This is a genomic window from Pseudomonas sp. p21, assembly GCF_001642705.1.
Lineage (GTDB): Bacteria > Pseudomonadota > Gammaproteobacteria > Pseudomonadales > Pseudomonadaceae > Aquipseudomonas.
The window spans coordinates 400,714-413,294 of sequence record NZ_LWBV01000002.1 but is presented as its reverse complement, the minus strand read 5'-3'; the positions used below and the strand labels follow the sequence as shown (position 1 = coordinate 413,294).

Annotated in this window: 7 protein-coding genes and 1 pseudogene; 4 read left to right on the top strand and 4 right to left on the bottom strand. The window is 61.9% G+C overall.

Annotated features, from left to right (window positions below; translation table 11 throughout):
- Positions 1-102: 102 nt before the first annotated feature.
- The 3 genes from ntrC to glnA form a co-directional block, all read right to left on the bottom strand.
- Positions 103-1,539 (bottom strand): nitrogen regulation protein NR(I), encoded by a 1,437-nt coding sequence (gene ntrC, locus A4C63_RS06820; protein WP_063912034.1) that lies wholly within the window; start codon positions 1,537-1,539, stop codon positions 103-105.
- Positions 1,536-2,621 (bottom strand): nitrogen regulation protein NR(II), encoded by a 1,086-nt coding sequence (gene glnL, locus A4C63_RS06815; RefSeq protein WP_063912033.1) that lies wholly within the window; start codon positions 2,619-2,621, stop codon positions 1,536-1,538. Before glnL ends, ntrC begins: the two co-directional genes overlap by 4 nt.
- A gap of 365 nt (positions 2,622-2,986) precedes the next feature.
- Positions 2,987-4,393 carry a type I glutamate--ammonia ligase gene (glnA, locus tag A4C63_RS06810; RefSeq protein WP_025340936.1) on the bottom strand — a complete coding sequence of 469 codons (1,407 nt, stop codon included), beginning with the start codon at positions 4,391-4,393 and terminating at the stop codon, positions 2,987-2,989.
- Between the two features lie 490 nt (positions 4,394-4,883).
- Between glnA and thiI the strand changes: the two genes are divergently transcribed.
- A complete protein-coding gene (thiI, locus tag A4C63_RS06805; protein ID WP_063912032.1) occupies positions 4,884-6,338 on the top strand; it encodes a tRNA uracil 4-sulfurtransferase ThiI in 1,455 nt (484 codons plus the stop codon).
- Between the two features lie 127 nt (positions 6,339-6,465).
- A complete protein-coding gene (gene typA / locus A4C63_RS06800; RefSeq protein ID WP_013974573.1) occupies positions 6,466-8,286 on the top strand; it encodes a translational GTPase TypA in 1,821 nt (606 codons plus the stop codon).
- A 186-nt stretch (positions 8,287-8,472) separates the two neighbouring features.
- Here the strand turns inward: typA and A4C63_RS06795 are convergent, their stop codons facing one another.
- On the bottom strand, positions 8,473-8,877 hold the full coding sequence (locus tag A4C63_RS06795) for a YkgJ family cysteine cluster protein (RefSeq protein ID WP_003259873.1): 405 nt from the start codon (positions 8,875-8,877) through the stop codon (positions 8,473-8,475).
- 185 nt (positions 8,878-9,062) lie between these two features.
- Here A4C63_RS06795 and A4C63_RS06790 point away from each other — a divergent pair.
- Positions 9,063-11,441, top strand: a pseudogene (locus A4C63_RS06790) (glycogen/starch/alpha-glucan phosphorylase); the annotation flags it as partial.
- Between the two features lie 128 nt (positions 11,442-11,569).
- Positions 11,570-12,580: a class 1 fructose-bisphosphatase gene (locus tag A4C63_RS06785; RefSeq protein ID WP_016712457.1), complete on the top strand. Its 1,011-nt coding sequence runs from the start codon at positions 11,570-11,572 to the stop codon at positions 12,578-12,580.
- The last annotated feature ends 1 nt before the right edge of the window (position 12,581 follow it).

Here is a 12,581-nt window from a genome sequence, read left to right as displayed (position 1 = left end):
CGGGTAAACCCGCTCCCACAAGAACGGCGCCGACCTTGAGGCTGGCGCTGTACTTGTGGGAGCGGGTTTACCCGCGAATGCGTCGGTGCAGCCAGTCAAGGATTAATGGTCATCACCTTCCTCATCATCCCCGCCCGCCACATTCATCCCCAGCTCCTTGATCTTGCGCGTCAGGGTATTGCGCCCCCAACCCAGCAACAGCGCCGCATCGCGCCGACGGCCAGCGGTGTGCTTGAGCGCTGTCTCGATCATGATCCGCTCAAAGCTCGGCACTGCGCTGTCCAGCAGGTTCGACTGGCCACGCGCCAACGCTTGGTCGGCCCACTGGCGCAGGGCCTGTTCCCAGTTGGTTACCGGTGCGGCGTCCTGTGGCAGGTTCAGCAGCTCGGGCGGCAGGTCGCCGATCAGCACTTCGCGGCTGGAGGCCATCACGGTGATCCAGCGGCAGGTGTTCTCCATCTGCCGCACGTTGCCCGGCCACGGCAGGTTGCGGATGAACTCTTCGGTTTCCGGCTTGAGGATCTTCGGCTCCACCGCCAGCTCCTGGGCGGCGCGGGCGAGGAAGTGGCGGGCGAGGGCGGGGATATCCTCGCGGCGGTCGGCCAGCCGTGGAATGTGGATGCGAATCACGTTCAGGCGGTGGAACAAGTCCTCGCGGAACTTGCCGGCCTGTACCAGCGACTCCAGGTTCTGGTGGGTGGCAGCGATGATGCGCACGTCGACCTTGACCGGCACGTGGCCGCCCACGCGATAGAACTCGCCATCGGCCAGCACCCGCAGCAGGCGGGTCTGGGTGTCGGCGGGCATGTCGCCGATCTCGTCGAGGAACAGGGTCCCGCCGTCGGCCTGCTCGAAGCGCCCCCGGCGCAGGTTGGCCGCACCGGTGAAGGCGCCTTTCTCATGGCCGAACAGCTCGGACTCCATCAGGTCCTTGGGGATCGCGGCCATGTTCAGGGCAATGAACGGCGACGCCGCACGTGGGCTGTGGCGGTGCAGGGCGTGGGCCACCAGTTCCTTGCCGGTACCGGACTCGCCGTTGATCAGCACGGTGATGTTGGAGTGGCTGAGGCGGCCGATGGCGCGGAACACCTCCTGCATCGCCGGTGCTTCACCGATGATTTCCGGGGTGCGCGCCAGGTTTTGCGGCACATCAAGCCCTTGCTGCTCCTGGGCGTGCTGGTTGGCACGCTTGACCAGCGAGACCGCCTCGTCCACATCGAATGGCTTGGGCAGGTACTCGAAGGCACCGCCTTGGTACGACGCCACGGCGCTGTCCAGGTCGGAGTGGGCAGTCATGATGATGACTGGCAGGCGCGGGTGCTGCTCGCGGATCTGCGCCAGCAGGTCGAGGCCACTGGTGCCGGGCATGCGGATGTCGGAAATGATCACGTCCGGTTGCTGGCGTGCCAGGCGGCCCATCACGCCATCGGCGCTGTCGAAGCTCTGGGTGGTCATGCCTTCCTGTTGCAGGGCTTTTTCCAGGACCCAGCGGATGGAGCGATCATCGTCGACGATCCATACGGTTTCACTTCGGCTCATGAGGCGGTGGCTCCTTGTTCCAGGGGCAGGTAGATCGAGAAGGCGGTGTGGCCTGCATGGCTTTCACACTCGATCAGGCCCTGGTGCTGGCTGATGATGTTCTGGGTAATGGCCAGGCCCAGCCCGGTACCGTCCGGGCGGCCGCTGACCATGGGATAGAAGAGGGTGTCCTGCAGTTCCGGCGGGATGCCCGGGCCGTTGTCGATGATCTCCACCCGCGCCACCAGGCGATGGCGCACGTGGCCGATGGTGAACTGGCGCAGGGCACGGCTGCGCAGGGTGATGCGGCCCAGGCGCAGTTCGTTCTGCGAACTGATCGCCTGCATGGCGTTGCGCACGATGTTGAGTACGGCCTGGATCATCTGTTCGCGGTCGATCAACACATCCGGCAGGCTGGGGTCGTAATCGCGCACCAAAGTGATGCAGCCCTGGCTTTCGGCCTCTACCAGGCTGCAGACCCGCTCCAGTACTTCGTGGATGTTGGTCATGGCCAGCGACGGTAGCTTGTTCGAGCCGAGCATGCGGTCGACCAGGTTACGCAGGCGGTCGGCCTCCTCGATGATCACGTTGGTGTAGTCGCGCAGGCCTTCGTCAGGCAGCTCGCGGGCCAGCAGCTGGGCTGCGCCGCGGATGCCGCCGAGTGGGTTCTTGATTTCGTGGGCCAGGCCGCGCACCAGCATCTTGGTGGTTTCCTGCTTGCTCAGCTGGGCCTCTTCCTTGGTGATGCGCAGCAGCCGGTCCCGTGGGTGAACCTCCAGCAGCAGCAGGGTCTGGCCCTGGTGCAGGATCGGCGTTACCGCGTAGTCGACGGTGATGGCCTGCCCGGTCAGCGAGGTGAGCTGCGCTTCGCGCTTGGTGAACGGGTGCGCCTGCTCGACCGCCTGGCGCAGCGAGCTGAGCGCTTCGGTCGACTCGGTGAACAGTTCGCTGATGAACTGCCCATGGCTGCGCTGGCCACTGACCGCCAGCAGCATTTCTGCGGCCGGGTTCATGTACTCCAGGCGTAGCTCGGCGTTGAGCAGTAGCGTGGCGGTGGTCAGGTTGTCCAGAAGCAGACGGTGCTGTGCATCGCTGATGGTCATAAGGCGTCGTTGACCTCTTTTGGCGCTTGGCTGGCATGGCGCGGCCATGGCCGGGCGCGCGGTGGATCCGCTGATGCGAGACTCTCTACCTGCAGAAATGCAAGAAACAAACCAAAGCTCCGAAAAGAAGCGGGATTTGCCGAAAAAGGCCTGGATCTGCGCAAAATCGGATCAGAAAGTCTTGATGAAGCGTTTCATGTGAACCAGATTGGGGAGCAAATAGGGGCACGGCGTTCGATTGTGCACCAAGATAGAGCATAGCGTGGCGGGCGGGGTTTCTGTGGGTTCTGTATGGCGCGGAAACGAAAACGGCCTCCCGAAGGAGGCCGTTCTGATCATGTCATCGGCGCCAGGCGCCGATCAGATCAGCAGCTGTAGTACAGCTCGTATTCCAGCGGGTGAACGAAGGTACGGACCTTGATTTCTTCTTCGCTCTTCAGCTCGATGAAGGCATCGATGAAGTCGTCGGAGAACACGCCGCCCTTGGTCAGGAACGCACGGCCTTTGTCCAGCTCTTCCAGAGCTTCCTTCAGGCTGCCGCAAACCTGCGGGATGTCCTTGGCCTCTTCAGGCGGCAGGTCGTACAGGTTCTTGTCGGCTGCATCGCCTGGGTGGATCTTGTTCTGGATACCGTCCAGGCCAGCCATCAGCAGGGCCGCGAAGGCCAGGTACGGGTTGGCCGATGGGTCCGGGAAGCGTGCTTCGATACGGCGGGCTTTCGGGCTGCCGACGTAAGGAATACGGATCGATGCGGAACGGTTGCGAGCCGAGTAGGCCAGCATTACCGGGGCTTCGAAGCCTGGGACCAGACGCTTGTAGGAGTTGGTCGACGGGTTGGTGAAGCCGTTCAGGGCCTTACCGTGCTTGATGATGCCGCCGATGAAGTACAGGGCGGTGTCGGACAGGCCGGCATAGCCTTCACCCGAGAAGGTGTTCTTGCCGTCTTTCCAGATCGACATGTGCACGTGCATGCCCGAGCCGTTGTCGCCGTACAGTGGCTTCGGCATGAAGGTGGCGGTACGGCCGTAGGCGTCGGCAACATTGTGCACGACGTATTTCAGCGCCTGTACTTCGTCAGCCTTCTTCACCAGGGTGTTGAACTTGACGCCGATTTCGTTCTGGCCGGCAGTCGCCACTTCGTGGTGGTGAACTTCAACGGTCTGGCCCATTTCTTCCAGTGCGTTGCACATGGCAGTACGGATTTCGTGGTCGTGGTCGAACGGCGGAACCGGGAAGTAGCCGCCTTTCACGCCTGGACGGTGGCCTTTGTTGCCGCCTTCCACGTCAGCGCCGGTCATCCACGAGCCTTGCTCGGAGAAGATCTTGAACATCGAGCCGGAGATGTCCGACTGGAACTTCACTTCGTCGAAGATGAAGAACTCAGGCTCCGGGCCTGCGAATACGGTGTCACCGATGCCGGTGCTCTTCAGGTACTCTTCGGCGCGCTTGGCGATGGCACGTGGGTCGCGATCGTAGCCCTGCATGCTCGACGGGTCGACGATGTCGCAGGTGATGATCAGGGTTGGCTCTTCGGTGAACGGGTCCAGTACGGCAGTTTCGTCGACCGGCATCAGGATCATGTCGGACGCTTCGATGCCTTTCCAGCCAGCGATGGAGGAACCGTCGAACATCTTGCCGACTTCGAAGAAGTCGTCTTCCAGCGCATCACGCGACGGCATGGTCACGTGGTGCTGAATGCCTTTGGTGTCCGTGAAACGCAGATCAATCCACTTGACGTCATGATCTTTGATGAGTTGAACCGACTTCGACATGTTGTCCTCCGGATGGTCTAGAGCGCGGTGGGCCGCTGCCCTGGAAAAAGGGTGTTGCCGGGCGCGGATAGTCGGCCAAGCGTACCTGCCTCACAAGGGAGCAAATTGCATGCCAGTGCCCGAAAATGGCGAGGGCGGGATAAAAGGGGGCGTTTGCGGGCATCTGGCGGTGGGGTGGCGGGTAAAAATGCACCCTTAAGATGCGAATTTTGGTAGCAATGCACTGATATGGTGCGCTGATTGAGTGGTGTGCATTGTTCAAGGGCCTCTTCGCGGGCACGCCCGCTCCCACAGGAATTGCACTGCCTTCGAAATCTGTGCAGTCCCTGTGGGAGCGGGCGTGCCCGCGAAAGGGCCGGAGCAGGCAAGGGAAAAACCGGCTCCTGCATTTATCTGAAAGCTTCTGATCAAAAGTTGGTCAAATCCTGAGCAATTTCCGCTATAATTCGCGCCCCTCATTTTCGGCAGGCCCTGCGCGCGCTGTTAACCAATGAAACTTATCGTCAAAGTCTTCCCAGAAATCACCATCAAGAGCCGGCCGGTGCGCAAGCGCTTCATCCGCCAGCTCGGCAAGAACATCCGCAACGTGCTCAAGGACCTCGACCCTGAGCTCGTGGTCGATGGTGTCTGGGATAATCTCGAAGTGGTCACCCGCGTCGAAGACGAGAAAGTCCAGCGCGAGATGATCGAGCGCCTCACCTGCACCCCGGGTATCACCCACTTCCTGCAGGTAGAGGAATACCCGCTGGGTGACTTCGACGACATCGTCGCCAAGTGCAAGCACCACTTCGGCCACCTGCTGGCCGGCAAGCACTTCGCCGTGCGCTGCAAGCGTGGCGGCCACCACGACTTCACCTCGATGGACGTCGACCGTTATGTCGGCAGCCAGCTGCGCCAGCAGTGCGGCGCCGCCGGCATCGAGCTGAAGAACCCGCAAGTGCTGGTGCGCATCGAAATCCGCGACCAGCGCCTGTACGTGATCCACAACCAGCACCAGGGCATCGGCGGTTATCCGCTGGGCGCCCTGGAGCAGACCCTGGTGCTGATGTCCGGTGGCTTCGACTCCACCGTGGCGGCCTACCAGATGATGCGCCGTGGCCTGATGACCCACTTCTGCTTCTTCAACCTCGGCGGCCGTGCCCACGAGCTGGGCGTGATGGAAGTGGCCCACTACCTGTGGAAGAAGTTCGGCAGCAGCCAGCGCGTGCTGTTCATCAGCGTGCCATTCGAGGAAGTGGTCGGCGAGATCCTCAACAAGGTCGACAACAGCTACATGGGCGTGACCCTCAAGCGCATGATGCTGCGCGGTGCCGCGCACATGGCCGACCGCCTGGAGATCGACGCGCTGGTCACCGGCGAGGCGATTTCCCAGGTGTCCAGCCAGACCCTGCCGAACCTGTCGATCATCGACTCGGCCACCGACAAGCTGGTGCTGCGCCCGTTGCTGGCCAGCCACAAGCAGGACATCATCGACCAGGCCACCGCAATCGGCACTGCCGATTTTGCCAAGCACATGCCGGAGTACTGCGGCGTGATCTCGGTGAACCCGACTACCCATGCCAAGCGTCATCGCATGGAGCACGAAGAAAAGCAGTTCGACATGGCCGTGCTGGAGCGCGCCCTGGAGCGTGCCAAGTTCATCTCCATCGACCATGTGATCGACGAGCTGGGCAAGGACATCGAAGTCGAGGAAGTGGCCGAGGCGCTGCCGGGCCAGATCGTCATCGACATTCGTCACCCCGATGCCCAGGAAGACGAACCTCTGGCGCTGGAGGGTATCGAAGTCCAGGCCATGCCGTTCTACGCGATCAACAGCAAGTTCAAGCACCTGGACCCTACGCGCCAGTACTTGCTGTATTGCGACAAAGGTGTGATGAGCCGTCTGCACGCACACCACCTGCTCAGTGAGGGACATGCCAATGTGCGTGTTTATCGTCCGACATAAGACGCCAGGGCTGTATGGCGGCAGCATCCGCCATCGCCCTCCCGACCATCGGGCCCGCTGAGCCTCAAACCGTACATATTCGCCGCCTACACTGGCGGCAACCGAATCCTCTGATCGAGATACAGTTGTGATCGAAAATCTGCGTAACATCGCCATCATCGCCCACGTTGACCATGGTAAAACCACCCTGGTCGACAAACTCCTGCGCCAGTCCGGCACCCTGGAGCGTAACGAGCTCAACGACGAGCGCGTGATGGACTCCAACGACCAGGAAAAAGAGCGCGGCATTACCATTCTGGCGAAAAACACCGCCATCAACTGGAACGGCTACCACATCAACATCGTCGACACCCCCGGCCACGCCGACTTCGGTGGCGAGGTTGAGCGTGTAATGTCGATGGTCGACTCCGTGCTGCTGCTGGTCGATGCCCAGGACGGCCCGATGCCGCAAACCCGCTTCGTGACCAAGAAGGCGTTCGAAGCCGGCCTGAAGCCGATCGTCGTGATCAACAAGGTTGACCGCCCGGGCGCGCGTCCTGACTGGGTTCTGGACCAGATCTTCGACCTGTTCGACAACCTCGGTGCCACCGACGACCAGCTGGACTTCCAGGTGGTCTACGCCTCGGCCCTGAACGGCATCGCCGGTCTGGACCACACCGACATGGCCGAAGACATGACCCCGCTGTACCAGTCGATCGTCGACAACGTACCGGCGCCGAACGTTGACGTCGATGGCCCGTTCCAGATGCAAATCTCCGCGCTGGACTACAACAGCTTCCTCGGTGTTATCGGCGTTGGCCGTATCGCCCGTGGTCGCATCAAGCCGAACACCCCGGTTGTTGCCATCGACACCGAAGGCAAGAAGCGTAACGGCCGTATCCTCAAGCTGATGGGCCACCACGGCCTGCACCGCGTCGACGTTGAAGAAGCCCAGGCTGGCGACATCGTCTGCATCAGCGGTTTCGACGAGCTGTTCATCTCCGACACCCTGTGCGACATGAACCACGTCGAAGCGATGAAGCCGCTGACCGTTGACGAGCCGACCGTTTCGATGACCTTCCAGGTCAACGACTCGCCGTTCTGCGGCAAGGAAGGCAAGTTCGTCACCAGCCGCAACATCAAGGAACGTCTGGACAAAGAGCTGCTGTACAACGTTGCACTGCGCGTTGAAGAAGGCGACTCGGCTGACAAGTTCAAGGTTTCCGGCCGTGGTGAGCTGCACCTGTCGGTTCTGATCGAAACCATGCGTCGTGAAGGCTTCGAGATGGCTGTAGGCCGTCCTGAAGTGATCATCCGCGAAGTCAACGGCGTGAAACAGGAGCCGTTCGAGAACGTCACCATCGACATCCCTGAAGAATCCCAGGGCAAGGTCATGGAAGAAATGGGCCTGCGTAAAGGCGACCTGACCAACATGGCGCCGGATGGCAAGGGCCGTGTACGTCTGGAGTACAACGTACCTGCTCGCGGTCTGATCGGTTTCCGTAACCAGTTCCTGACCCTGACCAACGGTGCCGGCATCCTGACCTCGATCTTCGATCGCTACGACACCATGAAAGCTGGCCAGATGTCCGGCCGCCTGAACGGTGTTCTGGTTTCGATCGAGACCGGCAAGGCGCTGACCTACTCGCTGGAAACCCTGCAGGCTCGCGGCAAGCTGTTCATCGAGCACGGCCAGGACATCTACAACGGTCAGATCATCGGTCTGAACAGCCGTGACAACGACCTGGGCGTGAACCCGACCAAAGGCAAGAAGCTCGACAACATGCGTGCTTCGGGCAAAGACGAAGTCATCGCCCTGGTACCGCCGGTTCGCCACACCCTGGAACAGGCTCTGGAATTCATCCAGGACGACGAGCTGTGCGAAGTGACTCCGAAGTCGATCCGCCTGCGCAAGAAGATCCTGGACGAAGGCGAGCGTACCCGCGCTGCCAAGAAAGCCAAGGCTTGATCGTCTAGCTTGAGCTGAAACGAAAACGCCCCCGGTCGAAAGGCCGGGGGCGTTTTTGTTTGCCTGCAGGATTTGTGTCGGCCCTTTCGCGGGCTTGCCCGCGCCCACAGGTACTGCACAGGTTGAATGTTGCGGAGATCCTGTGGGAGCGGGCAAGCCCGCGAAGAGGCCCTTGAAGGCTGGCGATCAGCGCCCGACCACCTTGGGCTTGTACGCACAATACCCCGGCCGCGGCCCGACCTTGGGGTGGTTGCGGCAGGTGTCCGGCCGCTTGTCATAAATGGTGCACAGCCGGCTTTTACGATCCAGGTACAGGCAGTCATCATTGCTCATCCGGGTCAGGGTGAAGATCCCCGACTTCTGGTTGAAGCGTTCGATGATGCCGTCCTTCTGCAGGCGCTTGGCGATGTTCTTCGGCGGTTCGTCTTTCTCGAACTCGTCGACCACGCCGATACGGATCAGATCCTTGATCTTCACCTCCACCGGCAGGGTGCAGCAGGTCGAATGGCAGCCATGGCACATGTTGCTGGTGTAGCGCTGCCAGGTCTCCAGGCGGTCGACTTCGGCCGCGGCGATCAGGGTCGTTTTCATCGTTATAGGGGTGTATCACGGTCTTGGGGCGCGCGATCATACCGGAATTGTTCAATTTATGAACAACCTTTTGCCGGAATCGCAGAGTGGGCATGAAAACTGCGAACGGTAACTGTCACTCCCTGTCGAAGGGGCTAGGCTCAACAGTCTCCCTCCGCTTTCGTCAACTTGCCAGAGGATGCCGCATGTCCCAGGAACCCAAAGCACGTGACGCCGAGGTGGCCGAATTTCGCGCCGCTGTATTGAAGAAGCTGACCTACGCGGTCGGCAAGGACCCGGAGCACGCCTTCGACCACGACTGGTTCGAAGCCATTGCCCTGGCCGCGCGCGATCACATGGTCGATCACTGGATGGACCACACCCGCCAGGCTTATCGCCGAAGCCAGAAGCGGGTCTATTACCTTTCGCTCGAATTCCTAATCGGTCGCCTGCTGTACGACAGCCTGAGCAACCTGGGCCTGCTCGACATTGCCCGCGAAGCACTGGAAGGGCTGGACGTGGACCTGGAGCGCATCCGCCTGCTCGAGCCCGATGCTGCGCTGGGCAATGGTGGCCTGGGCCGCCTGGCGGCGTGCTTCATGGAGAGCATGTCGACCCTGGGCATCGCCGCCCACGGCTATGGCATCCGCTACGAACACGGGCTGTTCCGCCAGGCCATGGTCGATGGCTGGCAGCAGGAGCAGACCGAGAACTGGCTGGACTTTGGCAACCCCTGGGAGTTCGAGCGCGCCGAGGTGATCTACCCGATCAGCTTTGGTGGCAGCGTCGAAACGGTGCACGACACCCATGGCCATCAGCGCCAGGTGTGGTGGCCGGGCGAGACCGTGCGGGCGGTGGCCTATGACACCCCGGTGGTCGGTTGGCGCGGGGCCAGCGTCAACACCTTGCGCCTGTGGCGTGCGCGGGCGCTGGAGGAGCTGCACCTGGAGCGCTTCAACGCCGGCGACCACCTGGGCGCGGTGGCCGAGGTGGCGCGGGCCGAAAGCATTTCGCGGGTGCTGTACCCGGCCGACAGCACCGAGGCTGGCCAGGAGCTGCGCTTGCGCCAGGAATACTTCTTCGTCTCGGCCTCGCTGCAGGACCTGCTGCGCCGCCACCTGAACATGCACGACAACCTGCTCAACCTGCCGGACGCGGCGGCCATCCAGCTCAACGACACCCACCCTTCGATCGCCGTGGCCGAGCTGATGCGCCTGCTGGTCGACCAGCATGAAATCCCCTGGGATACCGCCTGGGAGCTGACCGTCGGCACTTTGGCCTACACCAACCACACCTTGCTGCCCGAAGCCCTGGAAACCTGGCCGGTGGCGTTGATGGAACGCATGCTGCCGCGGCACATGCAGATCATCTACCTGATCAACGCCTACCACATCGACGCGCTGCGGGCGAAAGGCCTGCACGACTTCGACGTGCTGCGGGCGGTATCGCTGATCGAGGAGGACAACGGCCGCCGGGTGCGCATGGGCAACCTGGCGTTCCTCGGCTCGCACAGCGTCAACGGTGTGTCGGCGCTGCACAGCAAACTGATGAAAAGCACGGTATTCGCCGAGCTGCACAAGCTCTACCCGCAACGGATCAACAACAAGACCAACGGCATTACCTTCCGCCGCTGGCTGTACCAGTCCAACCCGCAGCTGACCGCGATGCTGGTCGAGGCGCTGGGTCCGGAGCTGCTGGACGACCCCGAAGGGCGCCTGGCCGGCCTGGTGCCGTTCGCCGACAAGAGCGGCTTCCGCAAGCAGTTCGCTGCCCAGCGCCTGCACAGCAAGCGTGCCCTGGCCAGCATCATCCAGGACCGCCTGGGCGTCACGGTGAACCCCGAGGCGTTGTTCGATGTGCAGGTCAAGCGCATCCACGAGTACAAGCGCCAGTTACTTAACCTGCTGCATACCGTGGCGCTGTACCAGGCCATGCGTAACGACCCCGGTACCGACTGGGTGCCGCGGGTGAAGATTTTTGCCGGCAAGGCCGCGGCCAGTTACCACCAGGCCAAGCTGATCATCAAGCTGGCCAACGACATCGCCCGGGTGGTGAACAACGACCCGACCGTGCGCGGCCTGTTGAAGGTGGTGTTCCTGCCCAACTACAACGTCAGTCTGGCCGAAAGCATCATCCCGGCGGCGGACCTTTCCGAGCAGATTTCCACCGCCGGTTACGAAGCCTCCGGTACCAGCAACATGAAGTTCGGCCTGAACGGCGCGCTGACCATCGGCACCCTGGATGGCGCCAACGTGGAGATGTGCGAGCAGGTGGGCGCCGACAACATGTTCATCTTCGGCCTTACCGCGCAGCAGGTGGAAGCCCGGCGGCGTGCCGGGGACTTCGGCGCCAGTGCCGCGATTGCCGCGTCCAGCCGTTTGAACGACGTGCTGCAGGCCATCCGCAGCGGGGTGTTCTCGTCGGACGACCCGTCGCGCTACAGCGCGTTGATCGATGGGCTGGTCGGCCATGACCGCTTCCTGGTGTGTGCCGATTTCGACGCTTACTGGGATGCCCAGCGGCGGGTCGAGGAACTGTGGCACACGCCGCAGGAGTGGTGGCGCATGGCGGTACTGAACACCGCCTGGCGCACGCTGAACTACCGACCTATTGTGCCGTCTGAGAGCCGTGGCGAGTCTCATCACTCGCTAGCCTGCAACTCTCCCTGTAAACTGCGTGGGTTTTTTATCCCCCAATCCTTTCGGAGCCATACATGTCCCGCGTTACCCTGAGTCGCTATCTGATTGAGCAGACCCGCAGCAACAATACCCCTGCCGATCTGCGCTTCCTGATCGAAGTGGTGGCGCGTGCGTGCAAGGAAATCAGCCATCACGTGTCCAAAGGCGCCCTCGGCGGTGTGCTGGGCAGCATGGGCACTGAAAACGTGCAGGGCGAAGTCCAGAAGAAACTGGACGTGATTTCCAACGATATCCTGCTGGAAGCCAACGAATGGGGCGGCCACCTGGCCGGCATGGCTTCCGAAGAAATGGATAACGCCTACCAGATCCCGGGCAAGTACCCGAAAGGCGCCTACCTGCTGGTATTCGACCCGCTGGACGGCTCGTCCAACATCGACGTCAACGTTTCGGTCGGCACCATCTTCTCGGTACTGCGTTGCCCTAACGAGTACCTGAGCCAGAACGAAACCCTGAACGAAAATGCCTTCCTGCAGCCAGGCACCCAGCAGGTCGCCGCCGGTTACGCCATCTATGGCCCGCAGACCATGCTGATCCTGACCCTGGGCAATGGCGTCAAGGGCTTCACCCTGGACCGCGAGCTGGGCAGCTTCGTCCTCACCCACGAAAACATCCGCGTGCCGGAAAGCACCGCCGAGTTCGCCATCAACATGTCCAACCAGCGCCACTGGGAAGCCCCGGTTCAGCGCTACGTGGGCGAACTGCTGGCAGGCGAGACCGGCCCGCTGAAGAAGAACTACAACATGCGCTGGATCGCCTCGATGGTGGCCGATGTGCACCGCATCCTGACCCGTGGCGGCCTGTTCATGTACCCACGTGACGCCCGCGAGCCAAGCAAGCCGGGCAAGCTGCGCCTGATGTACGAAGCCAACCCGATGTCGTTCATCATCGAACAGGCCGGCGGCGCCTCTACCAACGGTTACGATCGCATCCTCGACATCAAGCCAGAAAGCCTGCACCAGCGCGTGTCGGTAATCCTCGGCTCGAAGGAAGAGGTCGAGCGCGTCACCGCCTACCACAAGGAGTAAG

What these genes read in the sequence shown, in the direction of transcription:
- glnL (WP_063912033.1), bottom strand. Translation starts at nt 2,621, where the DNA reads ATGACCATCAGCGATGCACAGCACCGTCTGCTTCTGGACAACCTGACC.
- A4C63_RS06795 (WP_003259873.1), bottom strand. Translation starts at nt 8,877, where the DNA reads ATGAAAACGACCCTGATCGCCGCGGCCGAAGTCGACCGCCTGGAGACC.
- A4C63_RS06785 (WP_016712457.1), top strand. Translation starts at nt 11,570, where the DNA reads ATGTCCCGCGTTACCCTGAGTCGCTATCTGATTGAGCAGACCCGCAGC.
- glnA (WP_025340936.1), bottom strand. Translation starts at nt 4,393, where the DNA reads ATGTCGAAGTCGGTTCAACTCATCAAAGATCATGACGTCAAGTGGATT.
- thiI (WP_063912032.1), top strand. Translation starts at nt 4,884, where the DNA reads ATGAAACTTATCGTCAAAGTCTTCCCAGAAATCACCATCAAGAGCCGG.
- ntrC (WP_063912034.1), bottom strand. Translation starts at nt 1,539, where the DNA reads ATGAGCCGAAGTGAAACCGTATGGATCGTCGACGATGATCGCTCCATC.